20 protein-coding genes are annotated in these 22,900 nt (G+C 45.1%); all 20 read left to right on the top strand.

The window, feature by feature from the left end:
- Positions 1-60 precede the first annotated feature (60 nt).
- Complete coding sequence (locus tag NE619_RS00980; RefSeq protein WP_256130502.1) at positions 61-720, top strand: epoxyqueuosine reductase QueH; 660 nt, start codon at positions 61-63, stop codon at positions 718-720.
- A gap of 13 nt (positions 721-733) precedes the next feature.
- Positions 734-1,744: an aspartate--ammonia ligase gene (asnA, locus tag NE619_RS00975; RefSeq protein ID WP_256130501.1), complete on the top strand. Its 1,011-nt coding sequence runs from the start codon at positions 734-736 to the stop codon at positions 1,742-1,744.
- 9 nt (positions 1,745-1,753) lie between these two features.
- On the top strand, positions 1,754-3,766 hold the full coding sequence (gene priA, locus NE619_RS00970) for a replication restart helicase PriA (protein WP_256130500.1): 2,013 nt from the start codon (positions 1,754-1,756) through the stop codon (positions 3,764-3,766).
- Positions 3,767-3,778: 12 nt separating this feature from the next.
- Positions 3,779-4,255, top strand: a complete 477-nt coding sequence (gene def, locus NE619_RS00965) for a peptide deformylase (protein WP_256130499.1) — start codon at positions 3,779-3,781, stop codon at positions 4,253-4,255.
- Entirely contained in the window at positions 4,256-5,185 is a 930-nt protein-coding gene (gene fmt / locus NE619_RS00960) for a methionyl-tRNA formyltransferase (RefSeq protein WP_256130498.1), read from the top strand.
- 109 nt (positions 5,186-5,294) lie between these two features.
- Positions 5,295-6,005 (top strand): zinc metallopeptidase, encoded by a 711-nt coding sequence (locus NE619_RS00955; RefSeq protein ID WP_334304326.1) that lies wholly within the window; start codon positions 5,295-5,297, stop codon positions 6,003-6,005.
- Between the two features lie 2 nt (positions 6,006-6,007).
- Complete coding sequence (rsmB, locus tag NE619_RS00950) at positions 6,008-7,300, top strand: 16S rRNA (cytosine(967)-C(5))-methyltransferase RsmB (protein ID WP_256130497.1); 1,293 nt, start codon at positions 6,008-6,010, stop codon at positions 7,298-7,300.
- 34 nt (positions 7,301-7,334) lie between these two features.
- A complete protein-coding gene (locus NE619_RS00945; RefSeq protein WP_256130496.1) occupies positions 7,335-8,063 on the top strand; it encodes a Stp1/IreP family PP2C-type Ser/Thr phosphatase in 729 nt (242 codons plus the stop codon).
- Positions 8,064-8,075: 12 nt separating this feature from the next.
- A complete protein-coding gene (gene pknB / locus NE619_RS00940; protein ID WP_256130495.1) occupies positions 8,076-10,016 on the top strand; it encodes a Stk1 family PASTA domain-containing Ser/Thr kinase in 1,941 nt (646 codons plus the stop codon).
- Positions 10,016-10,888, top strand: a complete 873-nt coding sequence (rsgA, locus tag NE619_RS00935) for a ribosome small subunit-dependent GTPase A (RefSeq protein ID WP_256130493.1) — start codon at positions 10,016-10,018, stop codon at positions 10,886-10,888. The genes pknB and rsgA overlap by 1 nt, the downstream gene beginning before the upstream one ends.
- Positions 10,889-10,926: 38 nt before the next feature.
- Entirely contained in the window at positions 10,927-11,577 is a 651-nt protein-coding gene (rpe, locus tag NE619_RS00930; RefSeq protein ID WP_256130492.1) for a ribulose-phosphate 3-epimerase, read from the top strand.
- 197 nt (positions 11,578-11,774) lie between these two features.
- Entirely contained in the window at positions 11,775-12,758 is a 984-nt protein-coding gene (locus NE619_RS00925; protein ID WP_256130491.1) for a glycosyltransferase family 2 protein, read from the top strand.
- 33 nt (positions 12,759-12,791) lie between these two features.
- Positions 12,792-13,475 carry a GtrA family protein gene (locus tag NE619_RS18980; RefSeq protein ID WP_330640613.1) on the top strand — a complete coding sequence of 228 codons (684 nt, stop codon included), beginning with the start codon at positions 12,792-12,794 and terminating at the stop codon, positions 13,473-13,475.
- A gap of 111 nt (positions 13,476-13,586) precedes the next feature.
- Positions 13,587-14,687, top strand: a complete 1,101-nt coding sequence (locus NE619_RS00915) for a right-handed parallel beta-helix repeat-containing protein (protein ID WP_256130490.1) — start codon at positions 13,587-13,589, stop codon at positions 14,685-14,687.
- Between the two features lie 171 nt (positions 14,688-14,858).
- The gene (locus NE619_RS00910) at positions 14,859-16,682 is read left to right on the top strand and encodes a polysaccharide biosynthesis protein (RefSeq protein WP_256130489.1); all 1,824 of its coding nucleotides are present in this window, start codon (positions 14,859-14,861) and stop codon (positions 16,680-16,682) included.
- Between the two features lie 14 nt (positions 16,683-16,696).
- Complete coding sequence (locus NE619_RS00905) at positions 16,697-17,848, top strand: DegT/DnrJ/EryC1/StrS family aminotransferase (RefSeq protein WP_256130488.1); 1,152 nt, start codon at positions 16,697-16,699, stop codon at positions 17,846-17,848.
- 132 nt (positions 17,849-17,980) lie between these two features.
- Positions 17,981-19,372, top strand: coding sequence for an O-antigen ligase family protein (locus NE619_RS00900; RefSeq protein WP_256130487.1), 1,392 nt, complete (start codon positions 17,981-17,983; stop codon positions 19,370-19,372).
- Positions 19,373-19,728: 356 nt separating this feature from the next.
- Entirely contained in the window at positions 19,729-20,847 is a 1,119-nt protein-coding gene (locus tag NE619_RS00895; protein ID WP_256130486.1) for a DegT/DnrJ/EryC1/StrS family aminotransferase, read from the top strand.
- Positions 20,840-21,499 carry a sugar transferase gene (locus tag NE619_RS00890; RefSeq protein ID WP_256130485.1) on the top strand — a complete coding sequence of 220 codons (660 nt, stop codon included), beginning with the start codon at positions 20,840-20,842 and terminating at the stop codon, positions 21,497-21,499. Before NE619_RS00895 ends, NE619_RS00890 begins: the two co-directional genes overlap by 8 nt.
- Positions 21,500-21,559: 60 nt before the next feature.
- Positions 21,560-22,648: an NAD/NADP-dependent octopine/nopaline dehydrogenase family protein gene (locus tag NE619_RS00885; protein WP_256130484.1), complete on the top strand. Its 1,089-nt coding sequence runs from the start codon at positions 21,560-21,562 to the stop codon at positions 22,646-22,648.
- The last annotated feature ends 252 nt before the right edge of the window (positions 22,649-22,900 follow it).

Genomic DNA, 22,900 nt, shown 5'->3' with positions numbered 1-22,900 from the left:
ATGATATAATAAATTGTTCAAATTGCAAACAAAAATCTCACGTAAGAAGGAATGATCTTTATGACAGGAGAGAAACGGACAAAACCGCTGCCCAGCGGCGGAAATTTCGGCGGACAAGCGAAACAGAGCTTTGCCTGCATGAAAGGATTTTCTGATAAAATCGAAAAACCATCTCTGCTTTTGCACAGCTGCTGCGGTCCCTGCAGTACAGCGGTAATAGAAAGACTAGCCGGTGACTATCAGATCACCATCTTTTTTTATAATCCGTGCATTACCGATCAGGCGGAATACCAGCGGCGCAAAGACGCGCAGCTCGACTTTATAAAAAAATACAATGAGAGTCTGCCGCCGAAGGAACATATTTGTTTTATGGAAGGGCCTTACGACACCAAGAACTTTTACCGGGCCGCAAAAGGTCTGGAAGCGGAGCCGGAAGGCGGAAAGCGGTGTCTGGAATGTTTTCGGCTGCGACTGGAAAAAACAGCGGAGACCTGCAAGCTGGCGGGATGCGATTATTTTGGCACCACTCTGACCGTCAGTCCGCATAAAAATTACGAACTGATCAGCAGGCTGGGCAAAAAACTGGCAGTCCGGTATGGGCTCAGCTTTATTGATGAAGATTTTAAGAAAAAAGACGGATTTAAACGAAGTATTGAGCTATCACGGCAGTATGGATTATATAGACAGAATTACTGCGGATGCGAATTTTCCAAACGATAGAAGGAGAGACTATATGGCAAACGTAATCATACCCGAAAACTACACCCCGGTGATCGACTTTATGGAGAGCCAGCGGGCGATCAAAAAAATCAAAGACTTTTTCCAGCAGGAGCTGGCTTACGGCCTGAGCCTGCGGCGGGTGACCGCACCTCTGTTCGTGGCCCCGGAAACGGGCCTCAACGATAACCTCAACGGCGTGGAACGGACAGTGAGCTTTACCGTCAAGGACATGGGGGAAAAGCCGGTTGAGATCGTTCAGTCGCTGGCAAAGTGGAAGCGGATGGCTCTGGGAAAGTACAGAATTGAGCCGGGGCACGGAATCTATACGGACATGAACGCGATCCGCAGAGACGAGGAGCTGGATAACCTGCATTCCATCTATGTGGATCAGTGGGACTGGGAAAAGGTAATTACAAAAGAGCAGCGTACGGAGAGCTACCTCAGAGAAGTGGTAACCAATCTGTACAATGCGCTGAAGAATCTGGGCGATTACGTCAACCGTCTTTACAGAGACCTGAGGACAAAGATGCCCAATGAGATTTTTTTCGTCACCACTCAGGAACTGGAGGACATGTACCCGGATAAAACGCCGAAGGAAAGAGAAGACGCCATTACCGAAGAGAAACGGGCTGTTTTCATCATGAAGATCGGCGGCAGACTGAAGTCCGGAGAGCGGCATGACGGCCGGGCTCCCGATTATGACGACTGGGAACTGAACGGCGACATCATTCTCTGGAACGATATTCTGGGACGCGCTTTTGAAATTTCTTCCATGGGAATTCGCGTGGATGAAGCGGCTATGGAAAGGCAGCTTAAAGAAGCCGGAGCCGAAGAACGGCGCAGCATGGAGTTTCATAAGAAGATCCTCAACAGAGAACTTCCGTACACCATAGGCGGCGGCATCGGCCAGAGCCGGCTGTGCATGTTTTTCCTGCGGAAGGCTCATATCGGAGAAGTACAGGTCTCCATCTGGCCGGACGAGATGATAAAAGAATGCAGTGAAAACAATATCTTCCTGCTGTAAGGGGATCGGATGAAATACATAAACGTAGCGATTGACAATAAAAGCGAGCATACGGATACGCTGTACACCTACGGGTGCGAGGACGATCAGGTTCAGGTCGGACAGAAGGTATACGTGCCCTTCGGACTGGGCGACAAGGTACGGGAAGCTTATGTATTTCAGGTCCTGGAAGAGCCGGAGCAGGAATATAAAAAACTGAAATTCGCAGAGAAGATCGATGAGGAAGTCAGCCTGACGGAAGAAATCATCGATACCTGTATGTGGATGAAACGCAGATATCTCTGCAAATATATAGATGCGGTCAAATGCTTCACCCCGGCGGGAAGCAGATCCAAACGGGGAAAAGAAAGAAATCCCTATAAAGACGCCGAGGGGGAAGCGCAGAACATTCTTAGTTTGACCGCCGAGCAGGAGAGGGTTCTTGCGCCCATCCGGCAGGCCATTTCCGAGGGGCGGCACAGACGCTTTCTGCTCCACGGGGTCACTGGCAGCGGAAAAACCGAAGTCTATATGCGGGCCGTGGCCAAATGCCTGGAAGAAGGCAGGCAGGCCGTGATGCTGGTGCCGGAGATCTCGCTCACAAAGCAGATCATAGAGCGGTTTATCGGCAGATTCGGATCGGACAGTATCGCAGTGCTTCACAGCCGCTTGTCCCTGGGCGAGCGCTATGACGAGTGGAGCCGGATCCGAAGCGGGCAGGTGAAGATTGTCATTGGGGCCAGATCAGCGGTTTTCGCGCCATTGTCGCAGATTGGACTAGTCGTACTGGATGAAGAACATGAGACCACTTACAAGTCCGACATGACCCCCAAATACGACGCGGTGGAGGTGGCGCTCAAAAGACTTCAGCACCATGATGGCGTATTGCTTTTAGGCAGTGCGACTCCGGGCGTGGCGACCTACTTTCGATCCTGCCAGGGAATTTACGAAAGGCTGGAGCTGACCAGCAGGTACAACCAGGTGGCTCTGCCGCAGGTATCGGTGGTGGATATGCGCGATGAGATGAAGGCTGGGAACCGCTCCATCATCAGCAGGCAGCTGTATGAAGCCATGGAAACGGCGCTGGAGAAAAAACAGCAGATTATTCTCTTCCTCAACAGGAGAGGCTATTCCACCTTTATCTCATGCAGAGAATGCGGCAAGGTCCTCAAATGCCCGGATTGCGGGATATCCCTTACTTATCATAAAGATAAGAACCGGGCAGTCTGTCACTACTGCGGGTATGAAGAAAAACCGCCGGAAATCTGTCCGGATTGCGGCAGCCGCTACATCCGATATTTCGGAACCGGTACGGAAAAGGTGGAAGAAACGGTCCGCGGGTTTTTTGAAAAAGCATCAGTCGAGAGGCTGGATTTGGATACGACAAAACGCAAGGGCAGCATTGAAAGAATATTAAACAGCTTTAAAAAGGGTAAAATAGACATATTGATCGGCACTCAGCTGGTGGCCAAAGGGCTGGACTTTAAGAACGTGGGGCTGGTGGGCATCATTTCCGCGGATGTCACCTTGAATATCCCGGACTTTCGCTCTCCGGAGCGCACCTTCCAGATGATTACCCAGGCTGCGGGAAGAGCCGGGCGGGGCGACGAAACCGGTACGGTGATTATCCAGTCCTATACGCCGGAGAATTACGCCGTACAGCTGGCCGCTGAGCAGGACTACAAAGGGTTTTACGAAACAGAGATCCAACTGCGCCAATACATGGGCTACCCGCCCTACAGCGATTTAATCCAGCTGGTGTTTGCTTCCAAAACAGAAGAAAAGGCGAAAGGTGCGGCGGAAAACTGGTATGAAAAGATTCTCTCGGCCCTGGGCGGCGAGGAGAAGGAATGCGTATTCCGGCCGCAGGCAGCGCCCATGAGCAAGATTAAAGAGCAGTATCGCTACTGTATGCTGATTAAGTGCCCTCAGGGGAAACGAAGGGCTTACTCGGAGATTCTGGAAACGCTCAAGGAAGCCGAAAAAATAAAAAAGAAAGACTATACGGTTAACGTGGATATCAATCCATACAGCTTTATATAAACGGAGGAGAAAATGGCATTAAGAAATATTGTACTTGAAGGAGATCCAATTTTAAGAAAACACTGCAGAGAAGTGGATCAGGTGGATGACCGCATCCGCATGATTCTGGACGATATGGTGGAGACCATGCGCCAGGCCAACGGCTGCGGTCTGGCGGCGCCCCAGATCGGAATTATGCGCCGGATGTTTGTCGCCGAACCTGAGGAAGGCAGAGTGTACTGCTTCGTCAATCCTGAAATTTTGGAGATGGAGGGCTCTCAGACAGGAGATGAAGGCTGCCTGAGCCTGCCGGGTTATCAGGGAACGGTAGAACGTCCCCAGAGGATCAAAATACAGGGGCTGGACAAAGAGGGCAATCATCAGTCTTACGAATTCGAAGGCTGGGACGCAGTGGTGATGTGCCACGAGTTCGACCATCTGGAAGGAATTCTTTATACCGATAAATCGGATCACGTCTATGAACTGACAGATGCGGAAGAGGGAAAATAAGTGAAGATTGTATATATGGGAACCCCGGATTTTGCCGTACCGGCGCTGGCCGCTTTGGTCGAAGCAGGTCATGAGATCGGCTATGTGGTGACTCAGCCGGACGCGGTTCGGGACCGGGGGAAAAAAGTAAAAATGACTCCGGTGAAAGAAAAAGCGCTGGAATTGGGACTGAAAGCCCTGCAGCCGGAGAAAATAAAAAAAGACGCTGAATTTTTTGAGACCCTGAAGGCCTATGCGCCGGATCTCATCGCAGTGGCCGCATACGGACAGATCCTTCCCAAAGAGCTTCTGGATCTGCCAAAGCTGGGGTGCGTGAACATTCACGGCTCTCTGCTTCCGCGCTTTCGCGGCGCGGCGCCGATCCAAAGAGCTATTCTGGAGGGAGATGAGGAAACCGGTATCACTCTCATGTATATGGAGGAAGGTCTGGATACAGGGGCAATGCTGGCAAAATGCAGTACGCCCATTGAAAAAAAGAACTGTGCGCAGCTGCATGATGAGCTGGCTCAGATGGGAGCACAGCTGCTGGTAGAATCGCTTCCGGCTCTCGCGGCGGGAGAACTGGCAGCCCAGCCTCAGGATGACGCCAAATCTACCTATGCGCCGATGATCGCTAAGAAGGACGGGGAGATTGATTTTTCCCAGAGTCCTCAGAGGATCGAACGGCTCATCCGGGCCTTTGACCCGTGGCCGGGCGCCTATACGTCTTACCAGGGAAAGCTTTTGAAGATCTGGCAGGCTGATGTAACAGACGCCAAATGTCAGGAGCCTCCGGGAACCATTGTCGGAGTTTCGGAGAAAGGAATCGAAATTTCCGCGGGAGGGGGAACTCTTTTGGCAGAGATCATACAGCTTCCCGGGAAAAAGAGAGTGGCGGTAAGGGACTATTTAAAGGGCAATAGCATTGAAAAAGGCAGCGTTTTAGGATAAAATACTATATTAACCAGAGTGTGCGGCGTTGCCGTGAGGTACAATATAGTGAAAGAAACTTGACGTGGCTCGTTTCTTAATAGAATGAAAATAAAAAGGAGGGGTACGGATCATGCCGATGTTTGGGATGTTTGATCCTACGATTATTCTGCTGATTCCGGCGATTTTATTTACGCTGTACGCACAGGGGAAGGTGAACCGTGCATATCGAAAGTTTTCACAGGTTCCCAACAGAACCCATATGACAGGGGCGCAGGCAGCGAGAAGAGTATTGGACGCCAATGGGCTTCAGAACGTAAGGATCGAAATGGTGGGAGGGACGCTCAGCGACCACTATGACCCGCGGGACCGGGTTATGCGTCTTTCCGCACAGGTTTATAACGATGCGACAATCGCATCGGTCAGCATAGCGGCGCATGAATCAGGACATGCTATCCAGCATGGCGGCGGCTATGCGCTTTTAACCATCAGAAACGCCATTGTACCGGTGGTCAACGTAGCATCTAATCTTTCCTGGTTCCTGCTGATTATTGGAATTGTCATTTCCGGTACAGGCAGGATAGCCACGGGAAATTTAGTTTTTGACATAGGGATTCTTTTCTTTGCGGCGGTCGTTGTTTTTCATCTGGTCACATTGCCGGTGGAGCTCAATGCCAGCAGCAGAGCGATCCAGCAGCTGCAGACTCTGGGCATCGTCGGAACGGACGAGATCGCAGGGTCGAAGAAGGTCCTTTCAGCGGCGGCCATGACCTATGTGGCGGCCCTTGCAACAGCCGTTTTAAATTTAATAAGGTTACTATTGATTAGGGAGCGTGATTGATCATGGATGCAAACAGGAAAACCGCTTATTTAACACTGATGGATGTGGAGTCAAAAAAATCCTATTCCAATATCGCTTTAAACCACCAGATTATCTGCAACAGGCCTAATTCTCAAGGGTTTGTTAGGGAACTGGTATATGGGGTGCTGGAAAACAAGCTCCTCTTGGACTACTATATCGATCAGCTTGTGAGCTCGGGGGCGGATTCGCTTCGGGCCAGCGATCTGACCGTACTGCGCATGGGGATCTACCAGCTGGGGTATATGGACTCAGTGCCTGAATACGCGGCAGTTAACGAAAGCGTGATCCTTGCCAAACGATACTGCCGGGGAAGGGAAGGCTTTGTTAACGGCGTCCTGAGAAATTACCTGAACCGCAAATTTTCCATCAAGCTGCCGGATCGTACGGAGGATGAGATTCGCTATTTATCCATCAAGTATTCCTATGCGCCGTGGATCATCGAGCTTTGGATGGAGCAGTACAAGGTGGACTTTGTGGAGGAGCTGCTGAAAGCAGGAAATGAAACGCCTCAGACCACGATCCGCCTCAATTGGCTGCGGATCATAAAAAAGGATCTGATTGAGAAGCTGGAAGCGAAGGGTTATGAAATAACGCCGGGAGAGCTGTGCCAGAACGCGCTGCACGTCAAAGGCAGCGAACTGCTGGGTACGGAACTCTACAAGCACGGGCTGTTTTCCATTCAGGATGAAAGTTCCATGCTGGTGGCGGAAAAGCTGGATCCCAAGCACGGAGACGTTGTTATGGATGTCTGTGCGGCTCCGGGCGGCAAAACCATGGCAATCGCAGAAAGAATGAACAATACGGGTACGATCATCGCATCCGATATTTATAGAAGAAAACTGGACATTATCGATAAGGAAGCGGAACGACTGGGGATTACCAATGTGGAGACCCGCTCCTGGGACGCTACCAGAGTGGATTCTTCCATGGTTGAGAAGGCCGACCGGGTTCTGGTGGATGTGCCTTGTTCCGGCTTGGGCGTTGTCCGCAGAAAACCGGAGATCAAATACAAGGAAAAGACTACGGAGATGGAGCTGCTGCCGAAAAAGCAGCTGGCGATTCTATCCGCGTCCTCCCAATACGTTAAACCGGGCGGCACGCTGCTTTACAGCACCTGCACCATCAATCCTTATGAAAACCAGAGAATCATTGCCGACTTTCTCAAAAAGAACCCGAGCTTCAAGAAAGAGGAGGCGATTCAGCTGCTTCCCCACATTAACCATACAGACGGATTTTTTATCTGCGTGATGAAAAAGAGTAAGGGACTTGTATAAATGTTCGTTAATACCTTCTGAGCGGAGAAATAATATGGCGCAAATAGGATTTAAAAGCAATACCGGGGTGATTCGCGATAATAATGAAGATGCGTGTTTCGTCATTCCCAGCCACAACGTTTACGTTGTGGCTGATGGCGTGGGCGGAAACAACGCAGGCGAGATCGCCAGCAGGACCTGTGTGCGGGGGGTGGCCGAATATGTGGCTGCCAATCCCATAGAGAAATGCATGGAGGACCAGGAAATCTACGAATATTTTAACCGGTGCCTTAGGCTGGTCAATGATGAGATTTATCAGATGGGGCGAAAACATAAAGAAAACAAAGGGATGGCCACCACTGCGGTCATCGCGTACATCAGAGACGATACCGCCTATGTGGTCAATGTGGGGGACAGCCGTGCGTATTTATACCGCGGGGGCAGGCTCTCCCAGATCACAGAGGACCATACTTATGTGAACGAGCTTTTAAGAAACGGTGTGATCACCACCGAGGAAGCGGAAAATCACAATCAGAAAAATGTGATCACAAGAGCCGTGGGCGCGGAGCTTACGGTAAAAGCTGATTTTTTTCAGACGCAGCTAGAAAAGGGCGACATAGTGATGCTTTGTTCGGACGGACTTTACGGTGAGGTAGAGGAACAAAAGCTTGTGGAGATACTGGACAAAAAGAATACGATGTCAGGGACATGCACACGTCTTGTGGAAGAAGCCATCCGATGCGGCGGCAGAGACAACATCACCGTAGTTTGTTTGAAAATATAAGGGAGGATGAGAATGAGCAGTAAGATCTTAGCTGGGCGATATGAGCTGTTTGAAAAGATTGGCGAAGGCGGCATGTCCGTTGTATATAAAGCAAAAGATAAGCTTTTGAATCGCTATATCGCCATTAAAGTACTAAAGCCGGAATTTGTCAAGGACCGTAAATTCATAGAAAGTTTCAGAAGGGAATCCCAGGCGGCGGCCAGTCTGTCCCATCCCAATATTGTAAATATTTTCGATGTAGGACAGGAAGGCAATATCCACTACATCGTTATGGAGCTGGTTGAAGGAAGAACCCTCAGCGAGCTGATTCACGATGAAGGGCCCCTTCCTTATCCGCGAGTGATTGAGTTGACAAAGCAGATTGCCGCGGCCCTCAGCGTGGCCCATAAAAATCAGATTATACACAGGGACGTCAAGCCCCATAACGTATTGATCACATCCGGCGGAACGGCCAAGATCACCGACTTTGGTATCGCTAAGGCGGTAAACTCCTCCACTATCGTGGATACGACCGGAGGCGGAATCATGGGTTCGGTCCATTATTTTTCCCCGGAACAGGCCAGGGGAGGATATGTGGATGAAAAATCCGATATTTATTCTCTGGGAATCGTTATGTATGAAATGCTCACAGGCCGTGTTCCCTTTGACGGAGACAATCCGGTGAACATCGCGCTGATGCATATCAACAGTGAAATGGTACCGCCCTCCAAACTGGTTTCCGGCATTCCGCCGGCGTTGGAGAGGATTGTTCTCAAGTGTGCCGATAAATATCAGACCAACCGCTTTGCCAGTGCCGATGAGCTGATCGATACGCTGGACCGTCTGGAGTTTGTGGGAAGCGTCGTTGGAAATTCTGTTTTTATGGCCGGAGAAAACGAAAAGGCGGATCCCGATAAGCCGCTGGTGGATACGGATTTTGATGACGGCGACGATGAAGATGATGACGATTACGAAGAGCCAAAGAAGAAAAAGAAAAACAAGAAGAATAAGAACGGTTCAGGCAGAAATAAAAAAATTCTGATTGCCGTGATTGCGGGACTGGTCGTAGTGGCTGCCGTGGCGGTTGCCGCGGCGACGGGGGTATTCAGCGGAAAGCCGGTCATTGTGCCGAACTTGACAGGCCAGACTCTTGAAGAGGCTCAGAAACTGGCTGAAGAGGTTGGCTTCGAAGTAGAACAGGGCGATCTGGTTTCCGATCCGGAGATTCCGGAGGGAAGCGTTGTTTCCCAAAGCCCCGAGGCCAACACCCCGGCCAAGAAAGGCACGACGATACGGGTAAATATCAGTAAAGGCCCGGGAAACGGCAAAGTGCCGGACGTGACCGGAAAAACAGAGGATGAAGCCAGAGAGTTGCTGGAAGCCAACAACTTTAAAGTCGGAAACGTGAGCACCGGCGCCAGCGAGCTGGAAAAGGGCAAGGTGTACAAACAATCTCCTGAGGCCGGATCTACGGAAAAGGAAGGCACGGCCATCGATCTGGTGCTGAGCGACGGCTCAAAGATGAAGGTTGTGGTTCCTTATCTGATCGGAAAGGATATCGACGCGGCTCAGCAGGAGCTGGAGGACCTTGGTCTCAAACCGGGAAAGGTTAGTTATGAATCCAGCACCACCTATTCGGTGAACCAGGTTATGTGGCAGCAGTACGATGCCAACAAAGAGGTTTCCAAAGGGACTTCCATTAAACTGACCGTCAGCACCGGACCGGAGGAATCCAAGGAGCTGCAGCTGCATATTGATTTTAACCAGGCGGAAAACGAAATGTTCTTTATGACCGTAACGCTGAGCGACAGCGACGGAACCAGAAATGTAATCGACCATCAGCAGAGGATAAAAAGTGATGGCAGCGAGGACGTAATGCTTGAAGGAAAAGGCAAGGGAACGGTAATCGTCACCTTTGACGGCAAGCAGGTAATGAAGAAGACGGTTGACTTTACAAAGGGGACTATCCGCTGATGAAGGGCACTATTGTCAAGGGAATCGCAGGATTCTACTATGTAAAAAGCGGTACGGAGGTTTACCAGTGCAAGGCCAGAGGGGTCTTCAAAAAGGAGGGAATCACGCCCTTTGTGGGAGATCAGGTGGAATTTGATCTGGGCCGGGACGAAGAAGATGACGGGCTGATCCGGGAGATCGGCGAACGTAAGAATCAGTTTGTCCGGCCGCCCATTGCCAATGTTGACTGCTTTGCTGTAGTTCTGGCAGCGGCCAGGCCCAAGCCCAATCTTTCCATTGCGGATCGTTTCCTGGTGATGGCGGAAAAGAGCGGTACGGATGTGATCCTTTGCATCAACAAGATTGATCTGGCGAAAGGAAAAACCGTATCGGAGATCCTGGAGATTTACAGGCAGATCTATCCGGTGGTGTGTCTCAGCGGCAGCACCGGGGAAGGCATCGCAGAGCTGCGGGAACAGATGAGCGGCAAGCGGACGGCGCTGGCCGGTCCGTCGGGCGTGGGAAAGTCCACGATCCTCAACCGGCTGATACCCGGCGCAGGAGCAGAGACAGGTGATATCAGCGAGAAGACCAGACGGGGAAAACATACGACCCGCCATTGTGAGCTGTTTGACCTGGGCGGCGGCACCATGATCTTTGATACGCCGGGATTTACATCCTTTGACATCCTGGAGGCCGATGAAGAGGAGCTGCAGTTTCTGTATCCGGAGATGGAGCCCTTTGTGGGGCAGTGCCGGTACGACAACTGCAGACATCTGAAAGAGCCGGGATGCGCGGTGCGGCAGGCTGTGGAGGATGGAGAAATCACCCCATGCCGCTATGAATCCTATAAGGATCAGCTTAAAGAAATACAGGAAAAGAAAAAATATTAGCAGAAAAAATATCAGCGAAAATCAGGAAAGGATTTGCTATGATCAGATTAGCGCCATCTATTTTATCCGCGGATTTCTCCCAGCTGGGAAAAGAAACGGAATTGATTGAAAAAGCCGGGGCCCATGTGATACACGTGGATGTCATGGACGGTCACTTCGTGCCCAATATCAGTTATGGGGCAACGGTTATGAAGAGCCTCTGCGGCAAAACGAAGCTGCCCTTTGATGTACATTTAATGATTGAGAATCCAGATAAATATCTGGAAGACTTCGTAACGGATCAGACGGAATATATTACGGTCCATCAGGAAGCCTGCCCGCATCTGCACAGGACGGTGCAGCATATCAAGAGTTTGGGAGTAAAGGCCGGAGTGGCGTTAAACCCGGCGACTTCGCTCTCTTCCCTGGATTACATTCTCGAGGAAGCGGATTTGATTCTGATTATGTCGGTCAACCCGGGGTTCGGCGGCCAGAAGTTCATTCCCTCGGCCCTGCGGAAGGTCGAAGCGCTGAAAGCGCTGAAAATGCAGAACGATCATGATTTTATCATTGAGATCGACGGCGGAATCAACCTGGACAATGTCCGTTCCGTTACGGACGCAGGGGTAGAACTGGTTGTCGCCGGTTCCTCAGTATTCGGAGCGCCGGATATTGAAAAACGCGTCGGTGAGTTTTTAAAATTATTTTAGGAAAATGAAAAAACTGTTTCAGATTCCGGCCTGTCTCTTGTCAAGCAAGGGTGGGCGGGTTCTTCTGGAGCAGTTTTGTTTTTCTGTCGAAACCGTGGGAATCCTGTAAAGCCCTGACGAAGAGCGGCGGCTCAGAAACGTTGAAATTTCAATTTTTGTATGGTATACTGTTTTCTTGTCGGGGAGGGATAAGAAGTATGAATGAAAAAAAGAAACAAAAACTGAGCGTTATCGTTCCTTGTTATAATGAAGAAAAAGTTTTGCGCCTGTTTCACGGGGCGCTGATCAAACAGCTGCGTCAGCTGGATCCCGAAAAATACGATTATGAACTGATCTTTGTCAATGACGGCAGCAGGGACAAAACCTTAGCCTTGATTCTTGAATTCGCGGCCGGAAACGACTGCCTTAAATACATTTCTTTCAGCCGGAACTTCGGAAAGGAGGCGGCCATGCTGGCCGGCCTCGAACATGCGTCCGGGGACTGCGCTGTCATAATGGATGCCGATCTGCAGCATCCGCCGGCTCTGATTCATCAGATGCTGGAAAAATACGAAGAGGGGTACGATCAGGTCATCGCTAAACGTGACCGAAAGGGCGAACCGAAGAAAGCCGCTTTTTTTGCCAGGACCTACTACAAGCTGGTCAATAAAATGGTCGATGTTCATATGGTGGACGGCGCTGGCGATTTCCGCCTCCTCAGCCGGGAAACCATCGACGCGGTCCTTTCTCTCAAGGAAACCAACCGTTTTTCCAAGGGCATCTTTTCCTGGGTGGGCTTTAACCAGACCTATATCGAATACGCCAATCGGCAGAGAACATTCGATGACAGCCGATGGTCCTTTAAACGATTGCTGCGCTACGGCATTGACGGCGTCGTCTCCTTTAACGTACAGCCCCTCAGACTGTGCGTCTATCTGGGCGGTGTGCTGCTTGCCATCAGCATGCTCTATCTGGTCTATCTCTTTGTGCGCATCCTGATTTACGGTGTCGATGTACCCGGGTACTTTACCACCATCACGCTGATTGCTGTCCTGGGCGGCGTACAGCTGATCTCTCTGGGAATCATCGGCGAATACGTAGGCAGAATCTACGCGGAAGTAAAAAAACGACCCATTTATATTGTGGCTAAAACGAACATCCGTAAAACGAATATCAGCAAAACGAGCATCAGGGAAAAATGATGAAATCCGATTATATATGAAGGAAGTTGTATTATGGTGAAACGCATATTGAATAAAACCTTATTTAAGTTTGTTATTGTTGGAGTTATAAATACCCTTCTTGGTATGGCGATTATGTTTGGCCTCTATAATCTGGCGGGAGTCTCCTACTGGGTGTCCACGGCCGCTAATTATGTGATCGTCAGCTTTCTGAGCTTTTATCTCAACAAGAGGTTTACTTTCCGCCATGAAGGCAATGTGATTAAAAGCGGACTGCGGTTTGCCGTAAACATCGGAGTCTGTTATCTGCTGGCTTATGGGGTAGCCAAGCCCTGGGCTATGTTGATGCTGTCCGGGCAGGACCGCCAGTTTCAGGAAAACGTGGCTATGCTGGCGGGGATGTGCCTCTTTACGCTGTTTAATTATCTGGGGCAAAGACTTTTTGTGTTCGCCGATTCCGGCCAAGGCCTGCCGGGCGCCCGGCAGAGCGCTGGGAAAGCAAAGAGCAGGGAGGAGCTCGCGGCCGAGCTTGCGGAGGCCATGGCCCGGGAAGACGACCGTGATCCGGGGAGCTATTTTGACCGGGAAGCGCTGGATCGGCGGCGGGAAAGGGTGCTGGCAGCCGCGAAGCGCAGTGTGGCGGCTGCGGAGGTGCCGAAGGAGGCTGAGGAGATGATTGTTCGGGAGAAGGAAGAAGGGACGGAGAAGCGTTTTGACGAAGAGCGAGCTGAGAAATAGTTTTCTGAACCGTATAATGAAGAGTTTTGTGGTATTGCAGGCGAATTGCAAGTGAAACCTGAGTATGATAAACTGTAGGAAATTATAATGAAGGAAGGATGAGGAAGAGCAATGAAAAAGTCATTCAAAAGGTTACTGGTGATAATGTCCATAACCGTCATAGGCTTCACCTTTACTGTACCCGCCGCTGCTTTTGCGGACAGCGCGTCCGGCAGCGTAACGGTGACAACAGCGGGTGAGCTTTATGCCGCTATGGATGACAGTTCAGTAACAAACATTACAATTCCGGGAGGAACGACCATCAACCTTACCAGGGCGATTCGGGTAAAAAGCAATAAAACGATTAACGCTGCAGGCGCAACTATCGTCCGCAACGGAACCGTGATGCTCAATGAACCCGCGGCAGTTGATTACAAGGCCTTCTCTAATCTGACGATTCTCGGAGGCATCTGGAAAAGCACCAGCAGCAAAGGCTATAACGGTACCATGATTCGTCTGGCCCACGGCAATAACATTACTTTTGATGGATGTACGGTGTATACCAATTACAGCGGCCATGGGATCGAACTGATTGCCTGCAAAAATGTTAATGTGAGAAACTGCACACTCCTTGGACAGGGAACTTGCCCCAAGAAGGGATTGGAGGAACAGCTCCAGATTGATATTGCGACTCCGAAAACTGCTCCGGGTTTAAAGCAATATGGCAGCAAATATGTAAATGGCCAGACTTGTCAGAACGTCTATGTTACGAATTGTACAATAACTGGTGCCAGGGCTGTCTGCGCAAATTACGCATCGAAGGAGAAAAAATTCAAAAAGAAATTCCATAAAAATATTCAGGTGAAAAACTGCACTCTGACCGGCAAGACTTCCGAGGCGCTGGCGCTGTTCAATACCCGAAGCGCCGTAGTCAGCGGTAATAAGATTTATTCAAAGGGCAAACGAACCAGTAGTTCCTATACCGTAGGATGCCATGTGGCCATGTTCGGAAAAGCTCCGTCAGGGATTAAAAAAGACAAAATTACCATCACCAACAACACGATCAAAGGAGGGAGACATGCGGTTTTGGTTTACTCCCATTCCTCCTCCAAATACGGAAAAGTGACCGTCAAGAAAAATAAGCTGTATTGTAAAAAGGGAAAGAAAAACGCGCTGAAAATCAGCGGCGCAAAGAAAAAATCCGTGTCAAAGAATAAATTGAAGAAATGGTAGGAAGGGATGGCGGCTCTTGGGTTATTGGGGAATATACCGGCAAGTATGGTAAAAATCGTCGAATCCTTGAAATATAAATGTATATGTGGTATACTTGTGCAAGATTTTCAATATATGTGCGATATTGAACACGTTAAAATATGTATTCAAGGAAATGAGCAATATTAACCGATGGGTAAGAAATATAGCAGAATTATTATATTAATATTTGTGGACATGGCGATTGTCGCAGTTAGCTCCATCTTTCCGCTGGCACTCCGTTTCGGTATTTTTACTATGGATGTGACTTATCTGGAGCCGGCACTGAAATGTCTGCCAGCTGACATTGTCATTACAGTTATTGTGATGGCATTGTTTAAGTTATACAATCGAGTTTGGACCTATGCGGGCATTGATGAACTGATGTCAGTGCTTAAGGCCTCGCTGATCATAGAAGCACTGTACGTTGCGTACCGGCTCTTTATGGGGGTTGCTATGCCGCGGAGCTTTTATGTCTTTAACTGGGTATTTTTGTTTTTGCTGCTCGCGGCATCGAGAGTATCCGTGCGGCTGTTCCGGCAGATTAGAAGAAAATACACAAAAGAGGTCAGCTCTCACAGACTGATGATTATCGGAGCGGGTTCTGCAGCATCAGTGTTGATCAGAGAACTTCAGTATAATAGCAGTTCGAAAATCGCTTGTCTGATTGATGATAACCCGGGGAAAAAAGGAAAATATATTCACGGTATTCCTATTGTGGGAAATCGGCAGGATATCCCCCATATGGTTGAAAAGTATGAGGTTGATGAAATTATAATCGCCATTCCTTCTGCGCCGCCCAGAACTATCAGAGATATCATTTCAATCTGCAATGAAACCCCGGCAAAATTAAAAATCTTACCGGCGATTGCCTCGACTTTGACATCTTCGCTTAGCCAAAAGGTACGAGAAGTTAATTATGAGGACCTGCTAGGCAGAGATGCGGTCGTTATCAACAACAGGGAAGTCGAAAGCTTTGTAAGTGAAAAAACGGTAATGGTCACAGGCGGGGGTGGGACAATTGGCTCGGAACTATGCCGACAAATTGTAGCGAACAAGCCCAAACGATTACTTGTCATTGATATTTACGAGAATGGCGCCTATGAACTTCAGATGGAGCTTTTACGAAATTACCCGGAAGCAGATGTTAAAGTACTGATTGCATCGGTGCGGGATTATGATCGTATGAAAATGATCTTTGAAGAATATCAACCGGAAATCATTTATCATGCGGCGGCCCACAAACATGTGCCATTAATGGAATATTCACCTAACGAAGCGGTCAAGAATAATTGTAAAGGAACGCTGAACATGGCCAAGCTGTCCGATGAGTATGGTGTAAAACGCTTTGTGCTGATATCTACAGATAAAGCGGTGCGCCCGACCAATGTGATGGGTGCCACGAAACGCATTTGCGAGATGATTGTACAGTCCTACAATAAAATGTCTGAGACAGAATTCGTTGCCGTGCGTTTTGGAAATGTGCTGGGCTCCAATGGGTCAGTGATTCCTTTATTTTTAAAACAAATTGAAGCAGGAGGACCGGTGACCTTGACACACAGGGATATCACGCGTTTTTTCATGACAGTCAGTGAAGCTGTTTCGCTGGTGCTGCAAGCGGGCCTTCTGGCAAAAGGCGGAGAGATATTCGTCTTGGATATGGGACAACCTGTGAAAATTTATGACTTGGCAGTTAATCTGATTCGATTAAAAGGCTACGTTCCGGGCGAGGACATTAAGATAGAAATTGTTGGACTTCGACCGGGAGAAAAGTTGTATGAAGAACTGTTAATGGCAGAAGAAGGCTTAGAGAGTACGCCCAATGAATTGATATATATTGGGCAGCCGATTGATATGAATTGCAGAAAGTTTTTGCAGCAATTGGACAAGCTGATTGAAACTGCGGAAAAGAATAGTGACCAGATTAAGGCGGAAATTGAGCGTGTATGTGATACGTACAATCCGCAATTATCATGAAAGAGAGCAGTATAATGACAGAAAAAGAACGAATCTTTCTGGCCTCACCGCATATGAGCGATGAGGGTTATGAAATGGAATATATAAAAGAGGCGTTTGAAACCAACTGGATTGCACCTTTGGGAGCCAATGTGACAAACTTTGAGAAAGAAATATGTCAAAAAATCGGCTGTAAGGCTGCGGTGGCATTATCCTCCGGAACTGCTGCGATGCATCTTGCGCTAAAGCTTTTAAACGTAAAAGAGGGTGATTTAATATTCTGCCAGGATTTAACTTTTTCTGCCACAGCGAATCCGATTATGTATGAAAGGGCGAAGCCGGTCTTTATTGACAGTGATCGGGAAACCTGGAATATGAGTCCGGAAGCATTGACAAGAGCTTTTGAAAAGTATGAAGCCATAGGTCAAAAGCCTAAAGCGGTAGTAATTGTTCATTTGTACGGCCTTGCGGCTGATATGGATGAAATCACCCGCATATGTAAGAAGTATGATACTCCGATCATAGAGGATGCTGCAGAGAGCCTGGGAACTATTTATAAAGATAAGATGACAGGAACCTTTGGAGACTATAGTATTCTTTCCTTTAATGGGAATAAAATAATCACATCTTCCGGCGGGGGGATGTTGCTGTGCAATACAGCGAAGGCGGGAGATGATGCAAAAAAGACACTTTTTTGGGCGACACAGGCCAGGGACCAGGCGAGATATTATCAGCATAGCGAACTGGGATATAACTATCGGATGAGCAATATCGTTGCGGGGATTGGAAGAGGCCAATTAAAGGTCCTGGATGAACGTGTGAAGAAAAAGCGGCAGATTTATAGCGTCTATCAAGAAGCCTTTGCTGATGTACCTGACATAACGATGATGCCGATTCACGATGGTATAGAAAAAAGCAACTGCTGGCTTTCCTGCATGGTGTTGGCAGACGATTCGAAGGTTACGCCATTGGATGTCCAGTTGGCCTTGGAGGCTGATAACATTGAGGCGAGACATATCTGGAAGCCAATGCATATGCAGCCGTTTTTTGCAGAGTGTGATTATATCGATAATGGAGACATAGGGCAATGGCTGTTTGAGCAAGGTGTATGTCTGCCGTCAGATACCAAGATGACCGAAAGGGATATGAGCAGAATCATCAAAATCATAAAGGACTTGTGGAAATAAAGATATGAGTAAACCCTTTAAAAAGTAAGCAGGATGAATAAAAAGGTATTCTGTAGGGTAATATTATTAATATAATGATTTTCGTAACATTTTTATTTGGAATTAAGTAATGAATAGTTTTGGAGCAAAAGAATGAAGAACAAATATAACAGGAAACAAATAAATGAGACACTATTATTTATTGCAATGGTGCTTATCCTGTTACCAATTGTAGGGGTTTCATTTTTCGGGATTCCTGGTTATGTTTATACAATTGAAATAGGTGTGGCTTATTTAGTACAAACGTGCATTTTAATTTATACATTTAATGAAGGATTGTGGAGAGTTAGAGAAAATCTGCTAGCTAAGACTGTTTTGGCGGTATTTATATTATCGCAAATATATATTTGTTTGTTAGGATTAAAGAATTCCGTAAGTCCAAATGTAAAAGAGATTATCAATATCTTTACTCTTTCCATAAACGGCTATATTATAATACTGGCTAATAACTACAGCTTAAATGAAACAAAATTACTAAGCTTTATGCGAAATTTTGTTGATATTGCAATTATAGCGTGTATTTATAATATAATGCTACATTTTGGGGATATTCTAAGTGTTTTATCAGGGACAAATAAAGAATACTTACAAATTGATAGTTTTTTCACTAATAGAAATTTATTTGGAGCATTTTTGGTTTTTTCTATAATTGCGTTGCTGATAGCAAAAGACATACAACAACTTAATAGAGATAACTGGGTACTATGTTTATTTGTTTTTAATTTATTATTGACAATGTCAAGATCTGCTATAGGCACCTTTATAATTGTTGTTACGGTTAAATATATTTATGAGATCGTTTCAAAGGAGTATACTATAAAGGAGACAGTTACTAAATGTAGTATAGAACTAAAATATATGATAGGAGGGATTGCAAGTGTATTTTTTAAAAGAATTTTTGCTGGAATATTAATCCTGATACTACTTGTTGCATCAATTAGTTCAGAAAGAATTGTTTCAGATAAAAGCGATAAGTCATTAGGGGAGAATCTGATTAGGGCTGAAGATATTGGAAGTGTAGCAGGGCGAACAGTCATTTGGAAAGAGGGGCTTAAAATTTGGAATACTCACCGTATTTTAGGAGTAGGAAGATTTGGCGCTATAGAACGGTTGCATAATTCGCGGGAAGATTGCAAAAAATTTACCCAATTCCATAATGCATATATCGAGGTTCTTGCATCACATGGGATTTTAGGGTTGATGATATACTTATTCCTATTTTTATGGATATTAAGAAAAATTTATAGAAGCCGAATGCCTATTAAACAAAAAGGAATATTTTATGCCATGTATATATCAATGGGGATCCAATCATTATTTGAAACAAGGATTAGATTTTCTATGGGGTTTGTAGATACATTTTCTATGTTTTTCTTAGTTGTTATACCTATTCTTTACATTAATAACTATAGTGAAAAAGTGGAAATACAGGCAAAAGATAGACTTTCTAAGGACTCTGAAAGAAATGAGCCAACATATTCATAAATTATAAGGATATTGTAATAAGGGGTGATATTAGTGTAAGCTAGTAGCACAATTTTGATTATGATAGTGATAATCTTTATGGTAATAGAATATACCACTAATTAGTAATGAACTGCCCAATATATAATTAAGTTTGCTTTGAGAAAACTTAATTAAGAAGGATTTAATATACAGCACTCTAATAATTTTGTCTTGCCATATTTAGGTCATAGTTTTATAAGGAGAAAGCCTGTAAAACCAATGATTTAGGGCTTGGCATTATAGGAAGGAAAACTGATAAATATGATTATGGACTTTAGCTTACTAAGCCGGTTAATAGGAGTTATATCTTTATTGGAACAAAAGAATGTGATAAAATGCAAAGAGAAATAGGTAGCTACTTTTGGATTAATCCAAATACAAAAGTAGTGAGCGAATCGATAGTTTCTCCTGAAAAATTCAACTGCAAAGGTAGCGATTATGTTTGGTTATCAAGCGGGCGTGCTGCAATCACCTACATTTTGGATTCAATCTCTGAAAGAAATCCTAATATAGAAAAAATAGCGTTGCTTCCATCATATACTTGCCATACAGTAATAGAACCTTTTTTTCGTAACCAGTATACTGTTCATTTTATTCCCATTCACGAAAAAATGAACATTTATGCACAAGAATTAATAAAAATTGCAAGAAAAACGAACGCAAAAGTGATTTTACTTCATAACTATTTTGGATTTAATACTTTGCTGGGTTGCGATAACGTATTAAAAATATTGCGTAATGAAGGTGTGATCATTATTGAAGATAGAACGCAATGCTTATATAGTAAGTTCCCGCCCCTGTCTGCAGATTATTATGTCGGCAGTATAAGAAAATGGATAGGCGTTCCTGATGGAGGGTTTGCAATGTGCAAAAAAGGTTCTTTCACGAAAAAACCTTATAAATCAGATCTTAAAATGGAATCAACTAGAGTGGCAGCAAGCATTGATAAGTATAAATATTTATACGAAAATATTGGAAGTAAAGAGGAGTATATTAAAAAATACAAGACATCTGATAATATGTTGGCTAAACAAAAAAATTTTTATGCAATTGGAAGTTGTTCGATTAAAATGCAAGCAGCACTTGATTACGATGAATTAACTATAAAGAGACGGTCAAATTATAATGTGCTATTATCCGGTTTACGTACTTGCAAAGCTGTAATTCCTATCTTTAAAGTATTGCCAGAGGACGTAACACCTTTGTTTTTTCCTCTTTGGATTAGTGATAATAGACAAGCCTTTCAAGAAAAATTAATACAAGCAGAAATTTATGCCCCAATAATATGGCCTAAATCAAAGCTTATATCTTGCGAGTATCACGAAACCGAAGAAATGTATAAACATATTTTGTGTATCCCGATTGATCAAAGATACAATGAGGAAGATATGAATAGAATTGTTGATGAAATATGCGTATTTCAATTAAAGAATAAAAGGTATAAAAATGAATGAGTTTATGCAACAACATCAAAAAGGATTTTATGAAAAATATATAAAAAGACCATTGGGATTTTGCTGTGCCTTGATAGCAGTTGTATTGTTAAGCTGGTTTATGGTGATTATTGCAGTACTAGTTAAACTTAAATTAGGTAGTCCAATTATATTTAAGCAAGAGCGACCAGGGCTGAATGAAGAAATTTTTACCCTTTATAAGTTTAGAACCATGAACAACCAGACTGATGAAAAAGGGAATTTATTACCGGATGACGTGCGATTAACTAAATTTGGAAGGTTTTTGCGTTCATTAAGCATTGACGAATTACCTGAATTGTTTAATATATTGAAAGGGGATATGGCAATTGTTGGACCAAGGCCATTGGCAGTTATTTACCTGCCATATTATTCAAAACTAGAAAGACAACGACATAGTGTAAGACCTGGTTTGTCAGGACTCGCTCAAGTAAATGGAAGAAATTCAATATCATGGGAAAAAAAATTTGAGTTTGATATAGAATATGTTAATAATATATCCTTTATTAATGATTTGTTGATTGTTATGAAAACAATTAGGAAGGTTTTTGCTAGAAGTGATATTGGACAAGGTGAGGAGCATCCAGGGAGTTTACATATTGAGCGACAAAATAAAAAAAATGATGATATGTAAAGAGGCCTATAAGTTTATAAATTGATTTTTTTGGTTGTAAAGATTAGGAGATGATCAGAAATGAAAGTAACAGTTATAGGATGTGGAAATGGTGCATTTGCAGTAGCAGCAGATTTATCAAGCCGAGGGCATCAAATTACCTTGTATGTTGATCCAAGTCATAAAAAAAACTTCGAAGTCATAGAAAAAACTAAAGTGATTCATTGTGTCGGAAAGGAATTAAAGGGTGACATATCTATTTATAAGGTGACGACAAATATTGAAGAAGCACTGATAGATGTGGATTTAATTATGCCCGTAGTGCCTTCATTTGCACATGAAGATATTGCAAAGTCGTTAGTACCTTATGTTAATAAAAAACATAAAATTTTACTTGCCCCAGGAAGTACAGGGGGAGCGCTAGTTTTTGCAAAAGTCTTTGCAAATAATAAGATAGGGCAAGATGTTCGTATATCAGAAATGCATACCTTGCCATACGTTGCTAGAAGGATTAGTGAAGATTCTGTGGATATTTCGTTGTTTGTAAAAAAGATATATTTTTCCACATTCCCTGCAATCCATAATCGGGAAATGTATGATTTGGTTAGGCAATTATATAATGGAATTGTAATGGTAACAGATGTTTTAGAAACGGGTCTAAATAATGGAAATCTTGTTATTCACCCAGCCCCGGTCATACTAAATGCAGGAAAGATTGAATATTATGGTAAACACTATCATTATAAAGAAGGGATAACCCCTTCAGTCGGAAAAGTTATTCAAAAAATTGATGATGAAAGAAAACTAATATGTCGAGCTTTTGGATATAAGGAAATTGATATGAAACAAAGACTTTATGAACAAGGAGACTGTGAACTAAAGGATACAGTTTATGAAACGGTACAGACTAGTACAGACATTCTTGTTCCATTAGAGGGTCCCAATAATTTGGATAGCAGATATTTGGTCGAAGATACATCATATACTTTAGTAGCTGCTATTAGTTTGGCGGAGGTTGCTGGTGTTGAAACGCCTCTGATGAAATCGATTCTGTATTTAGCAAACGCATTAAAGGATGAGGATTATATGAAAACTGGAAGAAACTTGAAAAGGATGGGATTAGAGAACAAAACTGTAGAAGACATCAAAGCTTATTTAAAGTTTGGATGATAAAAAACAAAGGGTTATAGCTAAAAAATTTTTAAAAAATGAAAAAAGCAAAACTCAAGATATGTTTAGAGAGAGGGATTTCTATAGTAACTCAGTTGTCAAGATAAAAATCTAAGATTTTTATCTTGAACTAAATGGTTGATAAGTAACTAGGAATATGGAAAGGAGAACGGAACACATGGTGTTGTCAGCCTAGTGGCTTTTTATCCATACTCTGACGGATACCATTTTCTTTTACAAAGTCAACGCACT

The sequence above is a fragment of the Anaerovorax odorimutans genome, from assembly GCF_024459955.1.
Classification (GTDB): domain Bacteria; phylum Bacillota; class Clostridia; order Peptostreptococcales; family Anaerovoracaceae; genus Hominibacterium; species Hominibacterium odorimutans_A.
The sequence above is the reverse complement of the archived record's forward strand: the minus strand, read 5'-3'. Positions and strand labels throughout refer to the sequence as shown.

What these genes read in the sequence shown, in the direction of transcription:
- NE619_RS18980 (WP_330640613.1), top strand. Translation starts at nt 12,792, where the DNA reads ATGGTGAAACGCATATTGAATAAAACCTTATTTAAGTTTGTTATTGTT.
- NE619_RS00915 (WP_256130490.1), top strand. Translation starts at nt 13,587, where the DNA reads ATGAAAAAGTCATTCAAAAGGTTACTGGTGATAATGTCCATAACCGTC.
- NE619_RS00900 (WP_256130487.1), top strand. Translation starts at nt 17,981, where the DNA reads ATGAAGAACAAATATAACAGGAAACAAATAAATGAGACACTATTATTT.
- NE619_RS00910 (WP_256130489.1), top strand. Translation starts at nt 14,859, where the DNA reads ATGGGTAAGAAATATAGCAGAATTATTATATTAATATTTGTGGACATG.
- asnA (WP_256130501.1), top strand. Translation starts at nt 734, where the DNA reads ATGGCAAACGTAATCATACCCGAAAACTACACCCCGGTGATCGACTTT.
- NE619_RS00980 (WP_256130502.1), top strand. Translation starts at nt 61, where the DNA reads ATGACAGGAGAGAAACGGACAAAACCGCTGCCCAGCGGCGGAAATTTC.
- pknB (WP_256130495.1), top strand. Translation starts at nt 8,076, where the DNA reads ATGAGCAGTAAGATCTTAGCTGGGCGATATGAGCTGTTTGAAAAGATT.
- priA (WP_256130500.1), top strand. Translation starts at nt 1,754, where the DNA reads ATGAAATACATAAACGTAGCGATTGACAATAAAAGCGAGCATACGGAT.
- NE619_RS00890 (WP_256130485.1), top strand. Translation starts at nt 20,840, where the DNA reads ATGAATGAGTTTATGCAACAACATCAAAAAGGATTTTATGAAAAATAT.
- rpe (WP_256130492.1), top strand. Translation starts at nt 10,927, where the DNA reads ATGATCAGATTAGCGCCATCTATTTTATCCGCGGATTTCTCCCAGCTG.
- NE619_RS00895 (WP_256130486.1), top strand. Translation starts at nt 19,729, where the DNA reads ATGCAAAGAGAAATAGGTAGCTACTTTTGGATTAATCCAAATACAAAA.
- rsmB (WP_256130497.1), top strand. Translation starts at nt 6,008, where the DNA reads ATGGATGCAAACAGGAAAACCGCTTATTTAACACTGATGGATGTGGAG.
- NE619_RS00945 (WP_256130496.1), top strand. Translation starts at nt 7,335, where the DNA reads ATGGCGCAAATAGGATTTAAAAGCAATACCGGGGTGATTCGCGATAAT.
- NE619_RS00925 (WP_256130491.1), top strand. Translation starts at nt 11,775, where the DNA reads ATGAATGAAAAAAAGAAACAAAAACTGAGCGTTATCGTTCCTTGTTAT.
- def (WP_256130499.1), top strand. Translation starts at nt 3,779, where the DNA reads ATGGCATTAAGAAATATTGTACTTGAAGGAGATCCAATTTTAAGAAAA.
- NE619_RS00905 (WP_256130488.1), top strand. Translation starts at nt 16,697, where the DNA reads ATGACAGAAAAAGAACGAATCTTTCTGGCCTCACCGCATATGAGCGAT.
- NE619_RS00885 (WP_256130484.1), top strand. Translation starts at nt 21,560, where the DNA reads ATGAAAGTAACAGTTATAGGATGTGGAAATGGTGCATTTGCAGTAGCA.
- rsgA (WP_256130493.1), top strand. Translation starts at nt 10,016, where the DNA reads ATGAAGGGCACTATTGTCAAGGGAATCGCAGGATTCTACTATGTAAAA.